Origin of the sequence: Kribbella orskensis (assembly GCF_004342085.1) — a bacterium.
Classification (GTDB): Bacteria; Actinomycetota; Actinomycetes; order Propionibacteriales; family Kribbellaceae; genus Kribbella; species Kribbella orskensis.
In genome coordinates, this window is the sequence record NZ_SLWM01000009.1 from 63,466 (window position 1) to 86,557 (window position 23,092).

The following is a 23,092-nucleotide window of genomic DNA, read 5'->3' on the forward strand; positions in this document are numbered from 1 at the left end:
ATGAGCGATGCCCCCACCTCGGATCTGCCGATCGACCTGCCGGGCGCCGCTGACCCGCAGTCGCCGGTGGCGACCGAGAGCAAGGGCTTCAGCGTTCACCTGGTCAACTTCGAGGGCCCGTTCGACCTGCTGCTGCAACTGATCAGCAAGCACAAGCTGGACATCACCGAGATCGCGCTGTCCCAGGTGACCGACGACTTCATCGCGCACATCAAGGCGCTGGGGTCGGAGTGGGACCTGGACCAGACCTCGGAGTTCCTGCTGATCGCGGCGACGCTGCTCGATCTGAAGGCGGCCCGGCTGCTGCCGCAGGGCGACGTCGAGGACTCCGAGGATCTGGCGCTGCTCGAGGCTCGGGACCTGCTGTTCGCGCGGCTGCTGCAGTACCGCGCGTTCAAGCAGATCGCCGCGTTGATGCAGCGGCGGATGGCGGAGGAGGCCAAGCGGTTCCCGCGCGCAGTCGGGATGGAGCCGCGGTTCGCGGATCTGCTGCCGGAGGTGCTGCTCGGGGTGGATCCGGCCGGGCTCGCCGCGCTGGCTGCTCGCGCTCTGGCGCCGAAGACGAATGTGCCGGAAGGGGTTTCGCTCGCTCACCTGCACGCTCCGACGGTCACCGTTCGCGAGCAGGCGCTGGTCATGGTTGACCGTCTGCGCAGACAACGCAGTACGACGTTCCGCGCGCTGATCGCGGACTCACCGGACACGGCGACGACGGTCTGCCGGTTCCTCGCGTTGCTGGAGTTGTTCCGCGAGGCGGCGGTGGCGTTCGACCAGGTGACGCCGCTGGCTGAGCTGACGATCCGCTGGACCGGTTCCGACGAGGGCGAGATCGAGGTCGGCGACGAGTTCGACGAGGTCCCCAAACCCGACGGCGAGGAAGGCGAGGCCCCGGTCGTCTCCGACGAAACCGACTTCCTCGAGCCGGGCGAAGAACTCACCGAGCCAACTCCGGAACCAGCTCCGGAGCCCGCCGATGCGGCGCAGGAAGAAACAGGCCGGCCCGAGCTGGCGGACAACGAGACGGTGGAGCAGTGACCAAGAACCAGACCCCGACCGATCTCCAGGACAACCAGCAGTCCCCGGCGGACCCCACCACAGCCGACGCCCTGGACTCCGTCACCACCACCGAACACCCCGTCGACCAGAGCCCGGCAGGCGACGCCGAACCGTCCGCCGACGACCAACCGGCGAGCGAGGGTTCCGCTGACGCCGAGCAGCCTGCCTCGGAGGCCGCCGGCGACGCACCTTCCGGCGACGAGGTGGCCGGCGACGAGGGCGCGCCTGGGCAGGCGGAGTTGCCGGTGGGGGATGAGGTTGTTATTGATGACGACACCATGCGGCGGGCGCTCGAGGCGATTCTGATGGTGACGGATGAGCCGTTGCCGGTGTTGACGCTGGCTCGGAGCGTCGGGCGGCCTACGCCGGATGTGTCGGCGGCGTTGACCGGACTGTCGGAGGAGTACACCGAGCAGGGGCGTGGGTTCGACCTGCGCGAGGTGGGCGGCGGCTGGCGGTACTACACGCGCGAGGACGCCGCGCAGTACGTGGAGCGGTTTGTGCTGGACGGACAGCAGGCGCGGCTCACGCAGGCTGCGCTGGAGACACTCGCGGTGGTCGCGTACAAGCAGCCGGTCAGCCGGGCGCGCGTCTCCGCGATCCGGGGTGTGAACGTCGACGGCGTGATGCGGACGCTGATCAGCCGCGGTCTGGTCGAGGAAGCTGGCGCGGACACCGAGTCGCAGGCGATCCTGTACCGCACGACCTCGTACTTCCTGGAGCGCATGGGAATGCAGAGCCTGGACGACCTGCCGGAGCTCGCCCCGTACCTGCCGGAGATGGACGACATGGAAGAGGAACTAGCCGCCCAAGCAGCCGCCGATGCAGCCCCGCCGGCTTCCTCCGACGGGGCCGATGAGCCGCCCGCCCAGCAGCCGCTGGTGCCCGAGCCCGCCTCCGACGCCGCCACCGCGGCTGACGCTCGTCCTGCGGACGATGCCGATACGGCGGACGATGCTGCTGCTGCGGACGCGGGGCCGGTGGTCGACGTACCGGGGGCCGAGGCGGATGCGACGCCGGATGACGGCGAGGCGGTGACGTCTGACATCGGCGCGGTGGCAGCCGACCCCGAGGTCCTGCTGACCACAGAGGACATGGCGGGTGACGAGAGCGACCAGGCGGACGAGGAGAGCGATCCCGGCATCGACGGCGATCTGAGCACCGACGAGCCCTCCGACCTGGACCTCGAACACACCCCCGAGCACCTCGACCCGGCCGACGAGGTCGAGTCCGGCGGCGACTCCGAGTCCGCGGAGGAATCTGAGCCCGTGGAGGAGGAGCTGGAGCCCGAAGAGGAGGCCGAGTCCGCGGAGGAGGAGTTGGCGCCGGCGGAGGAGCTCGAGGCTGTTGGGGAGGTCGACGAGGACGTTGATCTCGCGGAGATCCCCGAGGTGGGCGAGGACGGTGCCTTTGGGGTGGCGGCGGATGATGGCGGTACGGGTACGGCGAGCGAGCGGGTTGAGAGAAGCGATGGCTGACGGTGAGGGCGGGATCCGGCTGCAGAAGGCGCTGGCGCAGGCGGGGATCGCCAGCAGGCGGTCGGCCGAGCTCCTGATCGAGCAGCGCCGGGTCGAGGTCGACGGCCAGGTCGTCACCGAGTTCGGTACCCGGGTCGACCCGGCGGTCTCGGTGATCCGGGTCGACGGCGAGCGGATCCCGCCGATCACCGCGCACGTCTACCTCGTCCTGAACAAGCCGCGCGGCGTCGTGACGACGATGTCCGATCCGCAGGGCAGGCCGTGTGTCGCCGACTACGTCCAGGACCGCCCCGAGCGGCTCTTCCACATCGGACGCCTCGACACCGATACCGAGGGCCTGCTCCTGCTCACGAACCACGGCGAGTTCGCGCACCGCCTGGCCCACCCGTCGTACGAGGTCTCCAAAACGTACGTCGCCGAGGTCGACGGCAACGTGAAGCCGTTCGTCCTCCGGAAGCTGCTCGACGGGGTGGACCTCGAGGACGGACCGGCGCAGGCCGACACCGTCCGGGAGATCTCCAGCATCAAGGGCCGCACGCTGGTCCAGATCACCCTGCACGAGGGCCGCAACCGGATCGTCCGCCGGATGTTCGACGCGATCGGCCACCCGGTCAAGCGGCTCACCCGTACTGCGATCGGCCCGGTCCGCCGCGGCAACCTGCACACCGGCGAGGTCCGCGAGCTCGAGGGCAAGGAACTGGGTCAGCTCCTCGACCTCGTCGACCTCTGACGGCCGGACCTGCACCGGCGAGCAGTGCCGCGCCGAGCTAGCTCGACGTGCCTCAGGCAGTCCTTCGACTCCTCGTGATGCTGTTCCCCTTCGTTGGCTGAGGAGGCCGGGTTCCCCACCTCCTCCGACCTCGATGCAACGGGTTGAAGAAATGTTGCGGCGCCGGATCCGGACAACGAAGCGGTGACGGCGCGCCTGCTATCTGGCCCGGATGTCGGAAGCGCGCCGTAGGGTGGGTGATGTGAACCGGCGAATCTTCGGTCTGGAGAACGAGTACGGCGTCACCTGCACTTTTCGCGGTCAGCGCCGACTGACCCCCGATGAGGTGGCGCGGTACCTGTTTCGGCGCGTCGTGTCCTGGGGGCGGAGCAGCAACGTCTTCCTCCGCAACGGGGCCCGGCTCTACCTCGACGTGGGCTCCCATCCGGAGTACGCGACCGGCGAGTGCGACTCGGTCACCGACCTGATCGCACATGACAAGGCGGGCGAGCGGATCCTCGAAGGGCTGCTCGTCGACGCGCAGAAGCGGCTGCACGACGAGGGCATCTTCGGCGACGTCTACCTGTTCAAGAACAACACCGACTCGGCCGGCAACTCCTACGGCTGCCACGAGAACTACCTGGTCAGCCGGCACGGCGACTTCGCCAAGCTCGCCGACGTGCTGATCCCGTTCCTGGTCACCCGGCAGCTGATCTGCGGCGCCGGCAAGGTGCTGCAGACGCCGCGCGGCGCGGTGTACTCCGTGAGCCAGCGCGCCGAGCACATCTGGGAAGGCGTCTCCAGCGCGACGACGCGGTCCCGGCCGATCATCAACACCCGCGACGAGCCGCACGCGGACGCCGAGCGGTTCCGCCGGCTGCACGTGATCGTCGGTGACTCGAACATGTCCGAGACCACGATGCTGCTGAAGGTGGCCAGCACCGACCTGGTGCTGCGGATGATCGAGGCCGGCATCGTGATGCGCGACCTGACCCTGGACAACCCGATCCGGGCGATCCGCGAGATCAGCCACGACATGACCGGGCGCCGCGAGGTCCGGCTGGCGAACGGCCGCGAGGCCAGCGCCCTGGACATCCAGGGGGAGTACCTGAACAAGGCCCGCGACTTCGTCGACCGCCGCGAGCTCGGGACGCCGGCCGTCGAGCGCGCGTTGTCGCTGTGGGAGCGGACCCTGAAGGCGATCGAGTCCGGCGACCTGTCCGGGATCGAGCGGGAGATCGACTGGGTGATCAAGTACCGGCTGATCGAGCGCTACCGCCAGCAGAACAACCTCGGCCTGGCCAGCCCCCGGGTGGCCCAGCTCGACCTGGCGTACCACGACATCCACCGCCCGCGCGGGCTGTACTACCTGCTCGAGCGTAAGGGAGCCGTCACCCGGGTGGTCGACGACCTGCGGGTGTTCGAGGCGAAGTCGGTGCCGCCGCAGACGACCCGCGCCCGGCTGCGCGGCGAGTTCATCAAGCGCGCGCAGGAGCGTCGCCGCGACTTCACCGTCGACTGGGTGCACCTGAAGCTGAACGACCAGGCCCAGCGCACCGTGCTGTGCAAGGACCCGTTCAAGTCCCACGACGAGCGCGTCGAGAAGCTCATCGCCAGCATGTGAGGCTTCCCCGCCCCAGGTCGGTCCAGTCGGAAACCTGGTGCGGGGATCGCGCGCGACCGGTAGAACTGCGCCCATGGCGATCGAGTTCAGACCGGTGACCGAGAGCGAGATCCGCGACTACCTGCGCGTCCTGCCGTACGTGAACGGCCTGCCGCAGGAGGAACCCCGACCCTCCGCCTGGTACGCCGGTCACGCGGCCTGGCCGCCGCAGCCCGCTCCCGCGTCCGACGAAGACCTCGACCGGTACGCCGAGGAGGTCCGCAGCGACTGGTTCCGCCCTCAGGCCGCCTTCGTCGACGGCAGGCTCGTGGGCGCGTCGGCCATCGTCTCCGTGGAAGTCACCATCCCCGGCCTCCGCCAGATCCCGATGGGCGGCGTGACCTCGACCGCCGTGATGGCCACCCACCGCCGCAAGGGTCTGCTCCGCGGCATCATGACCGCGATGCTGACCGACTGCCGGGAGCACGGCGAGTTCCTGGTCGGGCTCAGCGCGAGTGAAGGAAGTATCTACGGCCGGTACGGTTTCTCGCCCGCCACCTTCCAGGAGCGCTGGGAACTTCAGCGCACCGAGGCCAAGTTCCGCGAGCCCGTCCAGGACTCCGGCGAGCTCGACCTGGTCGACAGCTCGACAGCAGCCGAGGTGTGGCCGGTACTGCACGAGCAGCTCCGCGCCCGGCGGGTCGGAGAGATCAGCCCGCTGCCGGGCAAGTGGGACGGCCTCGCGGCGAACGCCCTTCCACCCGACGGTTCCGGTCCAGCCAGACACCTGGTGCACCGAGATGACGACGGCGTCGTCGACGGCGCCGCGATCTTCCGCTTGCCGTGGTCCCCGGACCCGGCACTCGCGGGAGCACTGGAGGTTGAGGCGTTCGAGGCTCTCAACCTGGACGCCTACCGGGCCCTGTGGGGTCTGCTGACTGACTTCGACCTCACCAACCGGGTCGTGGCAGCGAAGCGCCCGGTCGTCGAGCCACTGCGCTGGATGCTCGCCAGTCAGCGCGCGATGCGCGTCACCCGCACCAGGGACAACCTCTGGCTCCGCATCCTCGACGTGACCGCCGCGCTCGAGGCACGCGCGTACGCCGTACCGGGGTCTCTTGTGCTGGAGGTGTCCGACGACCTGTGCGAGTGGAACGCGGGCCGCTGGCGACTTGACGCCGGACCGGACGGAGCCACCTGTACTGCGGCGCCGGCCGCGCTGGTGGACATCAGCCTGTCGACGACTGAGCTCGGATCGCTTTATCTGGGAGGCGTTTCGCCGGGAGACCTGCTCGCGGCGGGGCGGATCAGTGAGCACCGGCCTGGCGCTATCTCGGTTTTAGGTGGCATGCTGCGACAGGACACCGCTCCACACAACGCCGTCGGTTTCTGAGCTTGCACGGACCTCGGAGTCCACGGTAGGGAGCCCCAACGACGCTGCGTGACGTGACCGAACGGTGACTGACGTGGCTGGCGTCGTGCTTGTCCGTGCAGGCTAGGGTGGGCGCGTTCATCTGGCCGTATATCCAGGCGGGCCGCTGAGGCTTAGGTCGCGCCGTGAGATTTTGAGGTGCTCTTTTCGTGCGCAAGCTGTTGAGTCTGGTCGCGGTGGTGGCGCTGGGGGCAACCCTGGCCGCCTGCGGCTCCGAGGATTCCAACTCCGGAGGCGACTTCGGCAAGGCCGGGATCAAGGTGACCGAGGACTTCGGCAAGAAGCCGACCGTCACCCACCGCGACGGGGAGCCCGACAAGGCCCTGGTGACCGAGGTGCTCAAGGAGGGCGACGGTCCCGAGGTGAAGAAGGGCGAGCTGCTCACCGCGAACTACCTCGGCCAGATCTGGCGTGACGGCAAGGTGTTCGACAACTCCTACGACCGGGGCGCGCCGTCGTCGTTCCCGATCGGTGTCGGCGGCGTCATCGCCGGCTGGGACGAGGCTCTGGTCGGCAAGAAGATCGGCAGCCGCGTGGTGATGTCGATCCCGTCCGACAAGGGCTACAAGGAGCAGGGCAACGAGCAGGCCGGCATCAAGGGTGACGACACGCTGATCTTCGTCGTCGACCTGGTCGGCGCCGCCGCCAACGACACCAAGCTGGACGCCGAGCCGGTCGCCTCCGCGCCGACCAAGTTCAAGGTCACCGGTGAGCTGAACGCGGAGCCGAAGGTGACGGTTCCGGCCGGCACCAAGGCCCCCGCGAAGCCGGGCAAGCCGGTCATCATCGCGCTGGGCAAGGGCAAGCCGATCGAGAAGGGCAGCCAGCTCATCGGCCGCTACGTGGTCTACGACTACGCCGGCAAGAAGCAGGCCAGCACCTGGGACGGCCAGCCGGCGTCGGCGTCCGCTCCGGCTCAGCCGGGCGCGCCGACCGACCAGCTCCAGGTCGGCCCGGGCCCGAACGGCCAGGCAGGTGCCCTGGACGGCCTGGCCGGTATGCCGATCGGCAGCCGCGTCCTGGTCGAACTGCCCGCCGCCAAGGACGACAAGGGCAAGGTGACCACGGCCTTCGCCGTCATCGACGTCCTGAACGCCTTCCCGGCGCCGAAGCAGCAGGGCCAGTAATCGAGTAGTAGTCATCACCGCGGCCCGGTCTCCCCAGTTGGGGAACCGGGTCGCGTCGTGGATGCCGAGGTTGGTTGCCATGCTCCAACTCTCGGCCGGAAACGCCTGCAGATCAGGAGTACTGGGACCCCGATCCGGGTGGCGGTACGTCCACCAGCCCCGCCGCGTGGCGTCCAGCCGCGGCGGCTGCCTCGAAGTACGCGCGGTCGCCGTCGAGGTCGCGGCCCATCGTCGACAGCTTGACCGGGGCGTCCCGGAGGGCGTCGTACAGGCCGTCGATGCCGATCCGGACGACCCGATGCCGGGCCTTGAGCGGTTCGGCCGCGTCGCGGACCGCGTCGCCGAAGTCACCGTCCAGATCCGGAACGACGACGTCCGCCGGCTGCAGGGCGACCCGCCCGTACGCCGTGAGGCTGTGGTGCGAGATGCCGCGGTGTCGTGGGCGCGGGTCCGCCTCGGAGATCCGCAGGGACGCCACCGCTCGTCCGCCGAGGGTGCCGACGGCGTTGACGGCTTCACCCGACTGGACGCCGGAGAAGCCCCAGCGGGTGCCAGTGCCGAGGTTGCCCGGCCCCTGCGTCAGTACGACGAGTTCGGCGGCTAGTACATGGACGGCCGTGAGGAGGCCGGTGTGGACCGTCACGGCCTCCCGGTCGCCGCCATACGCCTGTCCGACTGTCACTGTGCCGCCAAGCCAGCCGGCGTCACGCAGTGCCGGCACAGTGCGGGAGAACGCCAGCGGCAACGCCCCGCCGTCCGTCATCACGTAGACGACCCGCGTGCCGGGCCTGGCCTCGTACACCCCAGCCAGTACTGCGGGCAGCGCCGAGTGCAGGTCAGCCACCACTACCGGAGTACCGAACAGGTCGTCGGCGTCTCGCAGTACTGCGTGGTCCGGCGAGTCCTGCTCGTCCGCACCGAGCACCATCGACTGCAACGGCGTGTAGCGGGCCTTCACCAGGTGCCCGGTCTCAGGCGGGTCCTCCGGGAGCCGGTCGGGGATCGCCACGACCAGGGCATAACCGCCGGTCCCGAGACCACGATCGAGTGCTCCCACGTTGAGCAGGACCCGATCACCCACCACCGGGGACCCCACCAGGTCCGGATAGGCCAGCGACCGGACAGCCCGGCCCCCGACGTCCACCGTCAACTCCTGAGCCCCGGCCCAACCCCGCCCGAGCTCGCTCACGACCCCTTCACGCCACCGCATCACACCGCGACCCTAGTGGTTCGGCCGGTTGTTCCGCCGTTAGAACACCTGTTCGGCGCGGGGGTACGACGTAGGACCGTGGACCCCGTAAGGTGGTCGGGTGTCGGCGCGGAAGAGTGAGCGGCTGCTCAATTTGGTGATCTGCCTGCTGGTCGCGCGCACGTACGTGACCAAGGAGCGGATCCGCGAGGTGGTCGAGGGTTACGCCGGGCAGACCGACGACGCCTTCGAGAAGATGTTCGAGCGCGACAAGGACGAGTTGCGCGACCTCGGCATCCCGATCGAGATGGGCACCATCGACAAGTTCTTCTCCGACGACGTCGGCTACCGGATCCGCCGGGACGTGTTCGAGCTGCCCGAGGTGCACCTGGAGCCGGACGAGGCGGCGGTGCTCGGTGTCGCCGCGCGGGTCTGGCAGCACGCCAGCCTGGCCGAGGCGACCACGTCGGCCGTGCTGAAGCTGAAGGCCGCCGGGATCCAGACCGACCAGTCCGCGCTGAGCGCGATCGAGCCGCACGTCGGCGCCTCCGAGCCGGCCTTCGACCCGCTCTGGTCGGCCGTGGTGAGCCGGACCGTCGTCCGCTTCGAGCACACCCGCAGCGGCTACTCCGAGTCGACCACCCGCACGCTCGAGCCCTGGGGCATCGTCTCCTGGCACGGCCGCTGGTACGTCGTGGGCCGCGATCGCGACCGCGAGGCGACCCGGATGTTCCGGCTGTCCCGGATCGGCGGCAACGTGAAGAGCATCGGCAACGCGGGCGCGTTCACCGTGCCCGAGGGGACCGACATCCGCTCGCTGGTGTCCGAACTCGCACCGCCGCGGCCGACCTCCGAGGCGAAGGTCCGGGCCCGGACCGGTTCGTGTGTCAGCCTGCGCCGCCGAGCCAACGCGATCGAGCCGTACGAGGACGGCTGGGATCTCCTGCACGTCCCGTATGCCGACTCCGGCGTGCTCGCGGAGGAGATCGCGTCGTACGGGCCGGACGCGGTGGTGGAAGGCCCGGGCGACGTGCTGGACGGCGTACTGCGGCGGCTGCGGACAGTCGCGGGGGTGCCCGGATGAGTAATGCGCGGGACCAGGTTCAGCGGCTGCTTGCGTTGGTGCCGTACCTGCGGGAGAACGACGGTGCCCGGGTGGACGACGTCGCCGCGGAGTTCGGGGTGCGGCCGAAGCAGATCATCGCGGACCTGAAGGTGCTCTGGTTCTGCGGCCTGCCCGGTGCGCAGATGGGCGACCTGATCGAGATCGACATCGACGCCGCCGAGGGCGAAGGCGTCATCCACCTGAACAACGCCGACTACCTGGCCCGGCCGCTGCGGCTCGCGGCCGACGAGGCGCTCGCCCTGCTCACCGCGCTGCGAACCCTGCGCGAGGTCACCGCCGGCCAGGACCGGGACGCCGTCGACCGCGCGATCGCCAAGCTCGAAGCGGCAGCGGGGGAGGGGGCCGCGGCCAGCGAGGGCACTGCGGCGCACGTCCACGTCGAGCCTGCTGCGCCGGAGATCGCGGACACGGTCAACCGCGCCCTGGCCGGGAAGCTCCGCCTGCACCTCACGTACGACGTACCGTCGCGGGACGAGACCACCGAGCGGGATGTGGACCCGATGCGGCTGGTGGTGTCGGAGGGCCGCACCTACCTCGAGGCGTGGTGCCGCCTCGCCGAGGATGTCCGGTTGTTCCGCCTGGACCGGATCGCCGCCGCCAAGCTCCTGGAGCTCCCGAGCGAACCACCGCCCCAGGCGACCCCGCGCGACCTCTCGAACGGCATGTTCCAGCCGTCCGAGTGCGATCTCCTGGCCACGGTCCGGCTGGCGCCGCCGGCCCGCTGGGTGGCCGAGTACTACCCCACGGAGTCCGTCGAAGAGGGTCCCGACAACTCGCTCATCGTGAAGCTTCGGGTCGCCGACACCGGTTGGCTCCAGCGCCTGGTACTGCGCCTCGGCGGCTCCGCCGAGGTCCTGGATCCGCCAGACCTGGGCCGGCAGATCGCAGGCACCGCCCGCGAGGCCCTGGCCGCCTACGACGACCAGCTCTGACCTCGGCTCACGACCGGGGCCGTCACGCCTTCGCCAGCGCGTCGACGGCTTGAGCGGGGCATTCACGGCTTTGAGAGGGACTTCTCGAGCGGTGCGCGGAAGCGTGGGGTGACTCGGACGCCGGCCAGCCAGGAGGTCCAGCGAGCGGCTTCGGCCTCGATCGCGGCGACTGTCTCGGAGCCGACGTCCTCCAGCAGCTTGTAGCGGACCTCGCCGGTCTCGGGCTGCCCCCAGCCGCCGACGATCCGGCCGTCGCACCAGACCGTCGGACCCACATTGCCGGTGTTGTCGAAGAGCTGGGACTTGTGCTCGCCGAGGTACCAGTCGCGGTCCTTCCACCCCATCGGCGTCGGGTCGAGCGCAGGCAGGAACGAGACCCACGGCTCCACCTCGACCTCCGGGGCCTCGTCGCCAGGGAGCACGTAGCCGACCACGCCGTCGAGGTCCACCTCGACTGCGGAGAGCGCGGCCAGGGCCTTCCTCGTCTGGCCGAGGGTCCACCCGCTCCACCACTGCAGATCCGCCAGGGTCCCCGGCCCGAACGCGCCCAGCCAGGCCCGCGCCAGCGAGATCCGTGCCTCTTCGACCGGAGGCTTGTCACCCGGACCCTCCGGCAGCCAGTTCTCCACCGGGGACCACTGATGCTGTCCGCTCAACCAGGTGCCGAGCGGGCGCCCGCGGACGATCCGCCCCTCGGCCGACAACTGGAAGAGCACCCGACTGGTGACGTACGGCTGTGCGGCGTACGTCTTGCCGGGCGCCATCGCCAGCCGGCTCCGCAACCTGGGTTCGTCCGCGGAAAGCTCCTGGGCGGTGGCCGAGCCGCGCAGGGTGAGGGCGGTCGCGGTCGATTCCTCGACAGCTCGCAACCACTTGCCCGAGGCGTCCGGGTCGGCCCCGATGCCCGCCTCGGTGAGGTGCTTGACCAGCAGTTTGCGCTGCTTGACGGCGATGTCGTCGGCACAGGCCGCCTGGACCACCGGCGCGAACGGAGTCGGTACGACGAACACCGTCCGCCGCATACCGAGCATCCGGATCAGCGTCCGGTCGTCGTACAGGGCACGCTCCGTGAGCGCGACCTCGCTCCCCGGCACCCGCGCGGCGACGGACAGGTGCACGGTGGCCGGATCCGTCGCGTGCAGCGCGACCATCGAGGCGGCCGCCTGGACCGGGTCCGGTGCCTGGCAGGACGGCGCCAGCCGGTGCCGTCGGCCGATCCTGGCCCTGCGTTCGTCGAGTGAGATCTGTTCCATCCCCCGGCGCCCCTTCGTTTCGTCAGCCCAGTGTCCCTGCAGTCTCCCGGCCGCGGATCGCGCGGCGGACACCAGTTCTTACCATCACGTTCCGACACCGTTGTCCGCACGGCGACCCGCGGAGGAGGGGTCGCGACCGGGAACCGGATAGGCTCGGTCGTATGTATTGGTTCCTGCTCTTCCTCGGTGTGGTGGCGGTGTGGCTCCTGGTCCTCGCCCTGCTCGCGCTGAAGCTGTGGGGCCAGACCAAGGCACTGACGCGTGAGTTGGTCGCCGCCCAGTCCAAGCTCGAACAAGCGCAATCCCAGGCCGGGTCCGGACAGACCCGCGGGGACGAGCGGGTCCGGGCGTAGTATCGGCGCTCACGGTTGAGCCACGAGTAGAAGTTTGTGAAAGGGAGTTCGTCATGGTCACGCTCCTCGGTATGCCCCAGGGCGCGGAGTGGCTCGTCATCCTCGCGATCGTCGTGCTGCTCTTCGGGTCGGCCAAGCTGCCGGCACTGGTGAGGCAGCTCGGCAAGTCGAAGAAGATCTGGGAGGAAGAGGTCGGCCCCGGGCGCAAGAAGGGCGACGAGCTCACCGAGGGCGAGCAGGCGCAGGCACAGACCCCGCCGCCGGCCCAGGCGCCCGTCCAGCAGCCGGCCCAGCAGCCCAACCAGGTGAACGGCCAGGCCCCGGGCGACGGCTTGCCGCCGACCCACACGGCCAACTGAGACACCCGCGCCAGCTGTGACGATGGTGAGGCTCGGACGGCGGAAAGAGCGCCGGCCGAAGGACGAAGAGGGTCGGATGACCCTGCGCGAGCACATCACCGAACTCCGCAACCGGTTGCTCAAGTGTGTGCTCGCGATCGTGCTGGGTGCGGTCGTCGGCTGGATCTTCTACAACTGGGCGCTGGACCTGCTGCAGCAGCCGTTCGACACCAGCGTCAAGGAGTTGGCCGCCGAGCAGAACCTGAAGCCGATCTTGACCTTCACCGGTGTCGGTGACGCGCTGACGTTCAAGATCAAGATCTCGGCGTTGTTCGGTCTGATCCTGGCCAGTCCGGTGTGGCTGTATCAGTTGTGGGCGTTCATCGCGCCCGGTCTGCACCGCAACGAGCGCAAGTGGGCGATGCTGTTCTCGGCGATCGCGACGCCGCTGTTCGTGGGCGGTATGGCGGTGGCGTACTGGACGCTGCCGAAGGGCCTGGAGATCCTGATCGGGTTCACCCCGTTGGACATCCAGAACCTGATCACGCTGCCGCAGTACCTGGATTTCGTGATCCGGACGATGTTGGTGTTCGGGATCGCGTTCCTGATCCCGCTGGTGGTGGTGTTGCTGAACATGGTGGGTGTGGTGCCGGCTTCGGCGTTGGGTAAGTTCCGGCCGTACATCGTGTTGGTGATCTTCGTGTTCGCCGCGGTCGCGACGCCGTCGGGTGACCCGTTCACGATGTGCCTGTTGGCGATCCCGATGTGTCTGTTGTTCTTCGCCGCCGAGGTGATCGCCAAGATCAACGACAAGCGCAAGGCCCGCAAGGCCGACGAACTCCTGGCCGGCTGAGATGAGCCGCCGGATCGCGCTGGTGGTGAACCCCACTTCCGGCCGGGGCCTCGGTGCCCGCGTCGCCCCGCAGGTCCGCGCCCGGCTGGAGTCCGCCGGGCTGACTGTCGACGAGTACGCGACCACCTGCGCCGAGGACGTCGGCCGGATCGCGGCGGCGGTGATCGCCTCCGGCGCGGACGCGGTCGCCCTGGTCGGTGGTGACGGCACGATTCACCTCGGCGCGCAGGTGCTGGCGATGTCCGGGATGCCGTTCGGGGTGATCCCGGCCGGTACGGGGAACGACTTCGCCCGCGGTATCGGCGTACCGCTGAAGGATCCGCTGGGAGCGGCCGACCTGATCGTGAAGGGCGACACCCGCGCCGTCGACCTCGCGATGGCGAACGACCGGTACATCACCACCGTCGTGGCGGGTGGCTTCGACTCGCTGGTGAACAAGCGGGCCAACGAGATGAGCTGGCCGAAGGGCAACTCGCGCTACACCGTCGCGACGCTGGCGGAACTGCGCACCTTCAACCCCCTGTCGTACGTCGTGACCGTCGACGGCGAGGCGATCGAGACCGATGCGATGCTCGTGGCGGTCGGCACCGGCCCGACATACGGGGGTGGCCTGCAGATCTGCGCGGGCGCCGAGATCGACGACGGGCTGCTCGACATCACCATCATCAAGCCGGTCTCGCGGCTCACCCTGCTGCAGTTGTTCCCGAAGCTCTCGAAGGGCACGCACGTCGGGCACCCGGCAGTGCACGCGCTCCGCGGCAGCACGGTCCGGCTGGAGTCCGCCGGCGTCACCGCCTACGCGGACGGCGAGATCCTCGGCCCCCTGCCGGTCGACATCGGCATCGCACCGGGCGCCCTCACCGTCTTCGCCTGAGCGGGCGAACCGCCCTCGCCGAGCTGGGGTCCGCAACGTGCTCGCGAAGTACCTGCCCGCGCTGCGCGACGTGGACGGTAGCGACTCGCACGCCGGCCTCGACCCGAACTGCACCAGGGACTGGAAGACCGCGGCCAACGACACCGCCTTCAAGACCGCGCAGAACGACGAGCGCGACCGGGTCTACTTCGACCCGGCCGTTGCCCAGGGCAAGGCCGACGGCATCGACACCCTCGGCCAGTTCATGTACTACGACGCGATCGTCATGCACGGCCCCGGCACCGACTCCGTCAGCTTCGGCGGCATCCGCAAACGCGCCCTCCAGAAGGCCAAGCCGCCGTCGCAGGGCGGCAACGAAACCACCTACCTGAACGCCTTCCTCGACGCCCGAGTCTGGGCGATGAAGCAGGAGGAGGCCCACAGCGACACCAGCCGCGTCGACACCGCCCAACGAGTCTTCCTCCGCAACGGCAACCCTCGACCTCAACACCCCCTCGACTGGAAGGTCTACGGCGACCCCTTCCACATCAGCTAGTACTCCGCCCCCCGCGGCTCCTACGTCGCCCGGTCAGCGAATGCCAGCCGCGATCGCGGGGGAGCGAATGCTCAGCGGACGGGCGTGGGGTGTTACCAGGCGGCCGCGAGGTGGTCAGGCGGCCGGCTCGCTGCCCAAGAAGTCCCCCGGAGTTGCTGCTCGGGTCCGGCTGTACCGAACGACAGGAAGAGGTCGCTCGCACCGTCAACCTCCACGCGTACCCAGGCAGATGAGGAGCGCGGAGAACGCAGTACCTCCTGTCGTTGCGTACGCCACCATGCCGCTGTCGTTTCGGCTGCTGGGGCCGCTTGACTTCAAGTCTGCTTGAGATCGGAAGGTGGGGACATGACTTCAACAGGTACTTCGACTGTGGCTCTCGCGGTTGAGGATGAAGCGGCGATCCGGGAACTGGTCGCGCAGGCTGATCGGGCCCAGAGCGATGCGGCGGTGTTGCCTGGGCTTCATCTGGAACAGATGGCGATCGTGAACATCGCAGGGCGGCGGCTGCTGGGGCGGGAGGCGTTCGCGGAGGCGATGAGTGCTGCGCTTGCCTCGTCGCTCAAGGATGTGCAGACGAGCGTCGAGATCGTGGATATCCGGGTCGTGGCAACTGATGTCGCGTTGGTCAGTTGCATCAAGACTGTCCACGACAACAGGCAGGACTCGGAGGGTGCCTTGCCCTTGGCGGGAGCGTTGACCTACGTCGTGGTCAGGACCGCTGACGGCTGGCGGATCGGGTTGGCCCAGACCACGCCGATCCAGTAGCAGCCCTTAGCTCACGCAGTACCTCGACGAGGCGAGCGGCGTACGGAACGACAGGGGGTACTGCGTTCTGTCTGCGCCGCGATCACCTCGGTAGGCGTGGAGGTGGACGTCGCGAGCGACCTCTTCCTGTCGGTCGGTACGGCCGGGCCGGTGCAGTGCCTCGGGGTGGACTTCTTGTAAGGCTGCCTGACCACCTCGCAGGCGGCCTGGTAATCACCCCGGGGGTGACCCACGTCACTCCACTGCGGTCACCTGGTGTTCGCTGGGCGGCGACGGAGGAGCGGCGACACTGGGGGTGGGTGGGAGTCGTGCGACGGAGGGGGTGCGTGGGGCGGGGTACGGGCGGGTGGGCGTGGGTCTGGGGGTGGCTTCGCATAGCCTGGGGCGTATGAGCACCCCGTCCGAGAAGTATGCCGTTTTCCGCTCGGACCAGGAGCATCCTGCGGTGAAGGAGTTCCGGGGGCTGTACGACTTCGAGCTGGACGAGTTCCAGTTGCGGGCTTGTGCGGCCCTGGAGGACGGTCACCAGGTGCTGGTGGCGGCTCCGACGGGGTCCGGGAAGACGCTGGTCGGGGAGTTCGCGGTGCACCTTGCGCTGCAGCGGGGGCAGAAGTGTTTCTACACCACCCCGATCAAGGCGCTGAGCAACCAGAAGTACTCCGATCTGGTCCGCCGCTACGGCAGCGACAACGTGGGGCTGCTGACCGGGGACAACTCGATCAACTCCGAGGCGCCCATCGTCGTGATGACGACCGAGGTACTGCGGAACATGCTGTACGCCGCGTCGAACACCCTGCTCGGGCTGTCGTACGTGGTGATGGACGAGGTGCACTACCTGGCCGATCGGGCCCGTGGCGCGGTCTGGGAAGAGGTGATCATCCACCTGCCGGACTCGGTGGCGGTGGTGTCGCTGTCGGCCACGGTGAGCAACGCCGAGGAGTTCGGCGACTGGCTGGAGACGGTCCGCGGGAACACCGTGGTCGTGCTGGAGGAGAAGCGGCCGGTGCCGCTCTTCCAGCACGTCATGGTCGGCAAGCGACTGCACGATCTGTTCGCCGGCGAGGCCCCGACCGCCCGGACCGGCGCGCCCAGCCGCTCCGGCAACCCGGCCAAGGCCGGAGCTGGAGCCGGAGGCGGCAGCTCCGACATCAAGGATCTGGTCAACCCGCAGCTGGTCCGGATCGCCCGCGACGACAGCCGGATCTTCCGGGACGACTCGCGCAAACCACGTCGCCGCCGGGACCTGCCCAAACAAAGGCCGGCCAGGTCGCACTTCACGCCGTACCGGTCGGACGTGGTGGAGGAGCTGGACGCCGGCGCGCTGCTGCCGGCGATCTACTTCATCTTCTCCCGCAAGGGCTGCGAGGACGCGATGCTGCAGTGCCTGCGCTCGGGCCTGCGGCTGACCAAGCCGAGCGAGCGGGACGAGATCAAGCGGGTGCTCGCGGAGCGCACCTCGGACCTGCCGGACGAGGACCTCGGAGTACTGGGGTACCACGACTTCGCCGAGGCGCTCAGCCGTGGCATCGCGGCGCACCACGCGGGCATGCTGGCCGCGTTCAAGGAGGTCGTCGAGGAGCTGTTCGCGCGCGGCCTGATCAAGGTCGTCTTCGCCACCGAGACCCTTGCCCTCGGCATCAACATGCCGGCCCGCACGGTGGTGCTGGAGAAGCTGAGCAAGTGGAACGGCGAGGCGCACGTCGACATCACGCCGGGGGAGTACACCCAGCTGACCGGCCGGGCGGGCCGCCGCGGCATCGACGTCGAGGGCCACGCCGTGGTGCTCTGGCAGCCCGGGTTCGACCCGCGCGCGGTAGCCGGTCTGGCCTCGACCCGTACGTATCCGCTCCGCTCGTCGTTCTCCCCCTCGTACAACATGGCCGTGAACCTGGTCCGCCAGGTCGGGCGGAGCCGGGCGCGCGACATGCTGGAACTGTCGTTCGCGCAGTTCCAGTCCGACCAGGCCGTCGTCGGGCTGGCGCGGCAGGTGCAGCGCAACAACGAGGCGCTCGAGGGGTACAAGGAGTCCATCGACTGCCACCTCGGCGACTTCCTCGAGTACGCCGCCCTGCGCCGCCGGATCAGTGAGCGCGAGTCGTCCGGGTCGAAGCGGCGCAAGCTGGATCGCCGGGTCGAGGCCCAGGAGTCCCTGGAGAAGCTGCGGATCGGCGACATCATCCGGATCCCGGCGGGCCGTAGTGCCGGCTGGGCGCTGGTGCTCGACCCGGGGGTGCGGTCGGAGCGCGAGGGACCGCGGCCGACGGTGCTGACGCTGGACCGGCAGGTGCGCAAGCTGTCGATGATCGACTTCCCGACGCCGGTCGAGGCGATCGGCTCGCTCCGGGTGCCGAAGAAGTTCAACCCGCGCAACCCGCAGCAGCGCCGCGAGCTGGCCCATGTACTGCGGGGCCGCACCGACATGCTCGGCGAGGAAGGCCCGCCGTCGTCGCGCAGCCGCAACGGCGACGTGGTCACGCACGCGGACGACCCCGAGCTGCAGCAGCTGCGGGCGGAACTGCGCGCGCACCCCTGCCACGGCTGCGCGGATCGCGAGGACCACGCCCGCTGGGCCGAGCGGTACTTCCGGCTGGACCGGGAGAACCGCGAGGTGCAGCGCAAGATCGAGCAGCGGACCAACACCATTGCCCGGCAGTTCGACCGGGTCTGCCAGGTGCTGGACGCGCTGCACTACCTGGACGGTGACAAGACCACCGAGGCCGGCGACCGGCTGTCGCGGATCTACACCGAGCTCGACCTGGTCGCGGCCGAGTGCCTGCGGCAGGGCGTGTTCGACGACCTGGAGGTGCCGGACCTGGCCGCCTGCCTGGCGGCACTGGTCTACGAGTCGCGCGCCAAGGACGAGCCGACCTCGCCGCGACTGCCACGGGGCGAGGTGCGGCACGCGATCGAGAAGATGGGCTCGATCTGGCGAGACCTGTCGGCACTGGAACGTGACATGCGTGTCGACTTCCTCCGCCCGATGGATCTCGGCTTCAGCTGGGCCGCGTACCGCTGGGCGTCCGGGGCCTCGCTGACCGAGGTGCTGTACGAGTCGGATCTGGCCGCCGGTGACTTCGTCCGCTGGGTCAAGCAGCTGATCGACCTCACCGAACAGGTCGCCGACGCCGCCGGTCCGACGCCGCTGCGCTCCACCGCCCGGGCCGTCACCGACCAGATCCGCCGCGGCGTCATCGCCTACGCCTCGGTCGTCGACGAGCCCTGAGCCGAACCCGTCGACCAGCCGCCAGTTGGATCCGCGACGAGCCCTGAGCTGAACCGGTCTAGCAGTAACGTTCCCCTTCGCGACGACCACCTGCCCCTGCAGATCGAAGGAGTTCACGTCCGTGGAACTGACGCGCCGTAATTTCGGCAAGCTTGCCGTGGCGACCGGAGCGACCGCTGCCGTCGGGACCGGAGTCGACACCGTGATGGGTCGGTCGGCCAGTGCTGAGGCGACCTGGCGCGCGACCGGGACCGCAGTACCGGCGTTGAGTGGTTTCGACAACCAGATGAAGGCGTTCATGCAGGCCCGGGGCATCTCGGCCGGGCAGGTCGCGGTCACCTACAAGGGCCGCCTGGTGCTTGCCCGCGGCTACAGTACGTCGACCGCGCTGACGGTCCAGCCGACGTCGCTGTTCCGCGTCGCGAGCCTGACGAAGTCCTTCACCGCGGCCGCGATCGTGAAGCTCGTGCAGGACGGCAAGCTGAGCCTGTCGACGCCGGTCGGCAACATCATCGACATCACGCCGGCGACCGGTCTGACCCGGGACTCGCGCTGGTCGACGATCACGCTGTGGAAACTGCTGCAGCACCTCGGCGGCTGGGATCGCGATGTCTCCGGTGACCCGCTCGCCAAGGACGCCGTGATCTCCCGGACTCTCGGCGTACCGATGGAACTGCAGCACGCCGACGTGATCAAGTACATGGCCGGACGGAAGCTGGACTTCGACCCGGGTACCAAGGTCGCGTACTCGAACTTCGGCTACCTGCTGGCCGGCCGGGTGATCGAGAAGGTCAGCGGCCTGAGCTACGCCACCTACGTGCAGCAGAAGCTGCTCACTCCCTTGAAGATCAAGCGGATGGCGCAGGGCTACACCATCGCGAAGCACGCCGGCGAGACGTCGTACGAGTCGCAGTACACCGCATCGACCGTGCTGGACAACTCGGGCAAGATCGTCGCCGCGCCGTACGGCTCATTCAGCATGCGGCTCCACGACGCGAACGGCGGCTGGATCGCCAGCGCTCCGGACCTGGTCCGCTGGGCGAAGATGTTCGACGCGCCGTCGAGCGTGCTGAACAGCACCTCGCTGAGCCGGTTCTGGTCGAAGCCCTCGACCGGCGTGAACCCCGACGGCTGGTACTACGGCCTCGGCTGGCAGGTGCGTCCCGTCACGGGCGGCACCGGCCGCAACACCTGGCACACGGGCAGCCTGCCGGGGACCTTCAGCATCGTGGTCCGGACCTACAACGGGATGAGCTGGGCCGCCGTGTTCAACCGCCGCGACGACGCCAGCGGCAAGTCCTACGGCGACATCGACCAAGCGCTGTGGACTGCGGCCAACAGCGTGAAGACCTGGCCGACCAACGACTTCTTCCCGACCTACTTCGCCTGAGCGCTCAGAACATCAGGGCGCGGAAGTGCGGATCGGTGGTCTGTGACTCACCGGCCATCGCGGTGAGGACGGCCCGTACTGCGTCGATCGCCTCGTCGCCGTGTTCCCGGCGAAGGCGGCGTTCGTAGGACTGGTGGAACTTCCTTGCCGCGGCGAGGGCTGCCTCGCCCCTGGCAGACAGGCTGAGGAGGCGGGCCCGGCCGTCGGTCGGGTCGGGGCGGCGTTCGACGTAGCCGCGGCGTTCCATGTCCTCGATGATCTGGCCCGCGCCCTGCTTGCTGATCTCCAGCCGCTCGGCGAGACCGCTGATCGTGGTGGGCGCCGCGCCCAGCGTGCGGAGAACGAAGCCGTCGGAGCGGCCCTGGTCGTCGAAGCCCTGCTCGGCTGTCGCGGCCCGGAGCTCGCGGACGAACTCCTGGTCCGCGAGCAGCAGCAGGATGCCGAAATCGGGCTTGCCATTCGTCGCCATGTCTCCCATGATAGACAAGTCGGGTTGAACAAGTCAGCTTGTCTAAATGAGGAGATCGCTCATGCAGGTCATCCATGCCGTGGACGCGCCGCGGTTCCAGTTGCCCGGCGTCGAGTTCACCGGACTGGCCGCGCCGAGCCGCGGTTCCCGGCAGTTGTGCACCTGGCGGCTGGCCGTCGATCCAGGAGTCCGGAACGACGAACCGCACACGATCGATCGGGACGAGGTGTTCATGGTGCTGGCGGGCTCGGTGCAGATCACGCCGGACGGCGAGAAGCTCGGGCCGGGAGACGCCCTGGTCGTGCAGGCGGGCGAGCCGATCCAGCTCTCCAACCTCGGTGAGACCACGGCGGAGCTGTACATCGCCATCACCGCCGGCTTCACCGGCACGATGGCAAACGGCACCCAGATCCAACCGCCCTGGGCCCAGTAGTAGCCGCTAGCAATCAGCAGCGGCGGATCGGAGCGCTGTAGGTCGTGTTGCTCCGGTTGGCGACGTAGTAGTCGGTGACCCAGCTACCGTCCGTCAGCCGGTCCCACACCACCGTAGTGCCGACCTTGCCCCCGGCTCGCTGGCAAGTGACCCATGCCAGCGAGCCGATCGGCAGCAGCCCCGGGTATCTCTCGTACGTCGTACTCGGCCCCTTCCGGCGAGCCAGGTTGTCGATGGTCGTCTGGTACGGGTAGCTGCAGCCGGGGATCGGCGGGCTGTAGCCGGTGTAGGACGGGGTCCTGACGTAGTAGTCCGAGACGTAGGTGCCGTTGGTCAGCTTGTCCCAGACGATGGTGGTGCCGATCTTCGTCCCATAGGTCTGGCACACGACCCGTACGCCGGAGTTCGCCGCCAGGGTTGCCGTCGCCGGGTAATTGGTCCCAGGGCCGGTCCGCGAGAACACGGCCACCCGGACCGTGTAGGCGTACGCGACCGAGGCGACCGGCGCGTCGAACCGGTCGTTGTCGATGTTCAGGGTGACACCGCCGTACGTCTCCAGGTGGTCGCCCCGATACTGCTTGGCCCGCTGGCCGATCAACCAGTAGCGGTTGGAGATCAGCGGCCAGTTGGTCAGCGTGCTCACTGCGGAGTTCAGGTCCCAGCGGGCGATCCACAGCGCGTCGGGCCGGGCATAGGAGGTCGAGTTGTACACCTCGGCGAGATGCCGTGCGCCCGAATTCTGGTGCGCGTACACGCCCGACACATACCCCTGCCGGTGCATCTCCTTCGTCCAGGAGGACAAGTACCGCAGTACTGTCGCCCGGCAGGTCGTGTCGGTCGCGTTGTAGTGCTCCATGTCGCCGTAGATCGCGCTGCCGGGCAGGATGCCGAGTGCCCTGGCCTTGGCGATCGCGTCGGCGGCCTGGCTCGTCCCCTGGGTGGCGGCGGACGGCGCCGTCATCCTCACCGCGTTCGGATGGAATGTGCACGGTGCCTGGTAGCCCACGTAGATCGGGATCAACCGCCAGCCCAGCTTGGTCACGCTGCTGACCCAGCCGGCCGTCAGTTGCGGTTGCGCGCAGCCGCGGTTGACCCCGCCGATGTAGATCCCGACCGCCCGGTACGGCGAGGCCTTCCACGCCGTCAGCTGCGCGACGGTCGGCGCAGTACAGGTGTCGAACGCCAAGCCGATGTACCGCGTCGCCGTGGCGCTCACGGGATAGGAGATCGAGGTCGCGGGCTCGGCCGCGGCAGGTAGGGCCGGACCCAGCAACAGCCCGGCCGTCAGTAATACGAGAGCAACTCTGATCCGCCTCATGGCGACCACCCCCCTGCAACCCCACTTGCAGTACACCGCTCAAATCACCGGACGGCAATGGGCAGCGTTCCGGGCCGGGCGAAGGCCCGGCTCTCGCGTGGTGAGTCCACCTTCGGGCAGGATGGCTTTGGCATCCCCACAGATCAGGAGAGATCGCATGGAGCCCACCATCGTCGAGCGCGAGGACCAGCCGTACGTCGCGCTGCGCGGCAAGGTCGCGATGAACGAGATCGGCCAGTTCGCGAGCCGCACGCCCGAGCTGTTCAGCTGGCTCGCCGCGCGCACGATCGACCCGATCGGCGACGTGTTCTTCAAGTACGACGTCGTCGACATGGAGAACGGGCTCGTGATCGAGATCGGCGTCCCGGTCGAGGAGCGGCACCACGGCGAGGGAGAGATCGTCGCCGGTGTCCTGCCCGGCGGCCGCTACGCCAGCGTCACGCACTTCGGTCACCCCGACAAGCTGTACGACGCGACCGGCGACCTGCTCGCCTGGGGGGACGAGCAGGGCCTGGAGTGGGACGTCGACGGCGACAAGTGGGGCAGCCGGCTGGAGGTCTACAAGTCCGACCCGGTCGAGCAGCCCGACATGGACACCTGGGAGACAGAACTCCTCTTCCGCCTCCGCGGCTGAGC

22 protein-coding genes are annotated in these 23,092 nt (G+C 69.0%); 18 read left to right on the top strand and 4 right to left on the bottom strand.

Annotated features, from left to right (window positions below; translation table 11 throughout):
• From EV644_RS23765 to EV644_RS23790, 6 genes are all read left to right on the top strand, one after another.
• Positions 1-1,035, top strand: a complete 1,035-nt coding sequence (locus tag EV644_RS23765) for a segregation and condensation protein A (protein ID WP_132191037.1) — start codon at positions 1-3, stop codon at positions 1,033-1,035.
• Entirely contained in the window at positions 1,032-2,534 is a 1,503-nt protein-coding gene (gene scpB / locus EV644_RS47845) for an SMC-Scp complex subunit ScpB (protein ID WP_369410515.1), read from the top strand. The genes EV644_RS23765 and scpB overlap by 4 nt, the downstream gene beginning before the upstream one ends.
• Positions 2,527-3,264, top strand: coding sequence for a pseudouridine synthase (locus EV644_RS23775; RefSeq protein WP_132191036.1), 738 nt, complete (start codon positions 2,527-2,529; stop codon positions 3,262-3,264). Before scpB ends, EV644_RS23775 begins: the two co-directional genes overlap by 8 nt.
• A 241-nt stretch (positions 3,265-3,505) precedes the next feature.
• On the top strand, positions 3,506-4,867 hold the full coding sequence (gene pafA / locus EV644_RS23780; RefSeq protein ID WP_132191035.1) for a Pup--protein ligase: 1,362 nt from the start codon (positions 3,506-3,508) through the stop codon (positions 4,865-4,867).
• A 73-nt stretch (positions 4,868-4,940) separates the two neighbouring features.
• Positions 4,941-6,239 carry a GNAT family N-acetyltransferase gene (locus tag EV644_RS23785; RefSeq protein ID WP_132191034.1) on the top strand — a complete coding sequence of 433 codons (1,299 nt, stop codon included), beginning with the start codon at positions 4,941-4,943 and terminating at the stop codon, positions 6,237-6,239.
• 188 nt (positions 6,240-6,427) lie between these two features.
• On the top strand, positions 6,428-7,405 hold the full coding sequence (locus tag EV644_RS23790; RefSeq protein WP_132191033.1) for an FKBP-type peptidyl-prolyl cis-trans isomerase: 978 nt from the start codon (positions 6,428-6,430) through the stop codon (positions 7,403-7,405).
• Between the two features lie 112 nt (positions 7,406-7,517).
• On the opposite strand, the gene EV644_RS23795 is transcribed toward EV644_RS23790, so the two are convergent.
• A complete protein-coding gene (locus EV644_RS23795; protein WP_241998696.1) occupies positions 7,518-8,594 on the bottom strand; it encodes a DUF3866 family protein in 1,077 nt (358 codons plus the stop codon).
• Between the two features lie 121 nt (positions 8,595-8,715).
• On the opposite strand from EV644_RS23795, the gene EV644_RS23800 reads away from it, so the two are divergent.
• Both EV644_RS23800 and EV644_RS23805 read left to right on the top strand, forming a co-directional pair.
• On the top strand, positions 8,716-9,678 hold the full coding sequence (locus EV644_RS23800) for a helix-turn-helix transcriptional regulator (RefSeq protein ID WP_132191031.1): 963 nt from the start codon (positions 8,716-8,718) through the stop codon (positions 9,676-9,678).
• On the top strand, positions 9,675-10,652 hold the full coding sequence (locus EV644_RS23805) for a helix-turn-helix transcriptional regulator (protein WP_132191030.1): 978 nt from the start codon (positions 9,675-9,677) through the stop codon (positions 10,650-10,652). Before EV644_RS23800 ends, EV644_RS23805 begins: the two co-directional genes overlap by 4 nt.
• A gap of 62 nt (positions 10,653-10,714) precedes the next feature.
• On the opposite strand, the gene EV644_RS23810 is transcribed toward EV644_RS23805, so the two are convergent.
• On the bottom strand, positions 10,715-11,905 hold the full coding sequence (locus EV644_RS23810) for a winged helix DNA-binding domain-containing protein (protein ID WP_132191029.1): 1,191 nt from the start codon (positions 11,903-11,905) through the stop codon (positions 10,715-10,717).
• A 161-nt stretch (positions 11,906-12,066) separates the two neighbouring features.
• Here EV644_RS23810 and EV644_RS23815 point away from each other — a divergent pair, with 161 nt between their 5' ends.
• From EV644_RS23815 to EV644_RS23855, 8 genes are all read left to right on the top strand, one after another.
• Complete coding sequence (locus EV644_RS23815; protein ID WP_132191028.1) at positions 12,067-12,258, top strand: hypothetical protein; 192 nt, start codon at positions 12,067-12,069, stop codon at positions 12,256-12,258.
• Between the two features lie 53 nt (positions 12,259-12,311).
• Entirely contained in the window at positions 12,312-12,617 is a 306-nt protein-coding gene (locus EV644_RS23820; RefSeq protein WP_132191027.1) for a twin-arginine translocase TatA/TatE family subunit, read from the top strand.
• 76 nt (positions 12,618-12,693) lie between these two features.
• Positions 12,694-13,449 carry a twin-arginine translocase subunit TatC gene (gene tatC / locus EV644_RS23825; protein ID WP_132191026.1) on the top strand — a complete coding sequence of 252 codons (756 nt, stop codon included), beginning with the start codon at positions 12,694-12,696 and terminating at the stop codon, positions 13,447-13,449.
• Position 13,450: 1 nt separating this feature from the next.
• Entirely contained in the window at positions 13,451-14,323 is an 873-nt protein-coding gene (locus EV644_RS23830; protein ID WP_132191025.1) for a diacylglycerol/lipid kinase family protein, read from the top strand.
• 37 nt (positions 14,324-14,360) lie between these two features.
• Entirely contained in the window at positions 14,361-14,858 is a 498-nt protein-coding gene (locus EV644_RS23835; RefSeq protein ID WP_305000084.1) for a chitosanase, read from the top strand.
• 345 nt (positions 14,859-15,203) lie between these two features.
• Complete coding sequence (locus EV644_RS23840; RefSeq protein ID WP_132191024.1) at positions 15,204-15,623, top strand: SgcJ/EcaC family oxidoreductase; 420 nt, start codon at positions 15,204-15,206, stop codon at positions 15,621-15,623.
• A gap of 388 nt (positions 15,624-16,011) precedes the next feature.
• Positions 16,012-18,846, top strand: coding sequence for a DEAD/DEAH box helicase (locus EV644_RS23850; protein WP_132191023.1), 2,835 nt, complete (start codon positions 16,012-16,014; stop codon positions 18,844-18,846).
• Positions 18,847-18,967: 121 nt separating this feature from the next.
• On the top strand, positions 18,968-20,236 hold the full coding sequence (locus EV644_RS23855) for a serine hydrolase domain-containing protein (RefSeq protein WP_132191022.1): 1,269 nt from the start codon (positions 18,968-18,970) through the stop codon (positions 20,234-20,236).
• Positions 20,237-20,240: 4 nt separating this feature from the next.
• Here the strand turns inward: EV644_RS23855 and EV644_RS23860 are convergent, their stop codons facing one another.
• Positions 20,241-20,705, bottom strand: a complete 465-nt coding sequence (locus EV644_RS23860) for a MarR family winged helix-turn-helix transcriptional regulator (protein WP_132191021.1) — start codon at positions 20,703-20,705, stop codon at positions 20,241-20,243.
• 61 nt (positions 20,706-20,766) lie between these two features.
• On the opposite strand from EV644_RS23860, the gene EV644_RS23865 reads away from it, so the two are divergent.
• Positions 20,767-21,138 (top strand): cupin domain-containing protein, encoded by a 372-nt coding sequence (locus EV644_RS23865; protein WP_158292912.1) that lies wholly within the window; start codon positions 20,767-20,769, stop codon positions 21,136-21,138.
• Between the two features lie 13 nt (positions 21,139-21,151).
• Here the strand turns inward: EV644_RS23865 and EV644_RS23870 are convergent, their stop codons facing one another.
• Positions 21,152-22,456, bottom strand: coding sequence for a glycoside hydrolase domain-containing protein (locus EV644_RS23870; protein WP_199239969.1), 1,305 nt, complete (start codon positions 22,454-22,456; stop codon positions 21,152-21,154).
• Between the two features lie 157 nt (positions 22,457-22,613).
• Here EV644_RS23870 and EV644_RS23875 point away from each other — a divergent pair, with 157 nt between their 5' ends.
• Positions 22,614-23,090 (top strand): GyrI-like domain-containing protein, encoded by a 477-nt coding sequence (locus EV644_RS23875; RefSeq protein WP_132191019.1) that lies wholly within the window; start codon positions 22,614-22,616, stop codon positions 23,088-23,090.
• Positions 23,091-23,092 lie beyond the last annotated feature (2 nt).

Coding starts and splice junctions, on each gene's coding strand:
- EV644_RS23765 (WP_132191037.1), top strand. CDS start 1: ATGAGCGATGCCCCCACCTCGGATCTGCCGATCGACCTGCCGGGCGCC.
- EV644_RS23775 (WP_132191036.1), top strand. CDS start 2,527: ATGGCTGACGGTGAGGGCGGGATCCGGCTGCAGAAGGCGCTGGCGCAG.
- EV644_RS23785 (WP_132191034.1), top strand. CDS start 4,941: ATGGCGATCGAGTTCAGACCGGTGACCGAGAGCGAGATCCGCGACTAC.
- EV644_RS23805 (WP_132191030.1), top strand. CDS start 9,675: ATGAGTAATGCGCGGGACCAGGTTCAGCGGCTGCTTGCGTTGGTGCCG.
- EV644_RS23810 (WP_132191029.1), bottom strand. CDS start 11,905: ATGGAACAGATCTCACTCGACGAACGCAGGGCCAGGATCGGCCGACGG.
- EV644_RS23815 (WP_132191028.1), top strand. CDS start 12,067: ATGTATTGGTTCCTGCTCTTCCTCGGTGTGGTGGCGGTGTGGCTCCTG.
- EV644_RS23820 (WP_132191027.1), top strand. CDS start 12,312: ATGGTCACGCTCCTCGGTATGCCCCAGGGCGCGGAGTGGCTCGTCATC.
- tatC (WP_132191026.1), top strand. CDS start 12,694: ATGACCCTGCGCGAGCACATCACCGAACTCCGCAACCGGTTGCTCAAG.
- EV644_RS23830 (WP_132191025.1), top strand. CDS start 13,451: ATGAGCCGCCGGATCGCGCTGGTGGTGAACCCCACTTCCGGCCGGGGC.
- EV644_RS23840 (WP_132191024.1), top strand. CDS start 15,204: ATGACTTCAACAGGTACTTCGACTGTGGCTCTCGCGGTTGAGGATGAA.
- EV644_RS23850 (WP_132191023.1), top strand. CDS start 16,012: ATGAGCACCCCGTCCGAGAAGTATGCCGTTTTCCGCTCGGACCAGGAG.
- EV644_RS23860 (WP_132191021.1), bottom strand. CDS start 20,705: ATGGCGACGAATGGCAAGCCCGATTTCGGCATCCTGCTGCTGCTCGCG.
- EV644_RS23865 (WP_158292912.1), top strand. CDS start 20,767: ATGCAGGTCATCCATGCCGTGGACGCGCCGCGGTTCCAGTTGCCCGGC.
- EV644_RS23870 (WP_199239969.1), bottom strand. CDS start 22,456: ATGAGGCGGATCAGAGTTGCTCTCGTATTACTGACGGCCGGGCTGTTG.
- EV644_RS23875 (WP_132191019.1), top strand. CDS start 22,614: ATGGAGCCCACCATCGTCGAGCGCGAGGACCAGCCGTACGTCGCGCTG.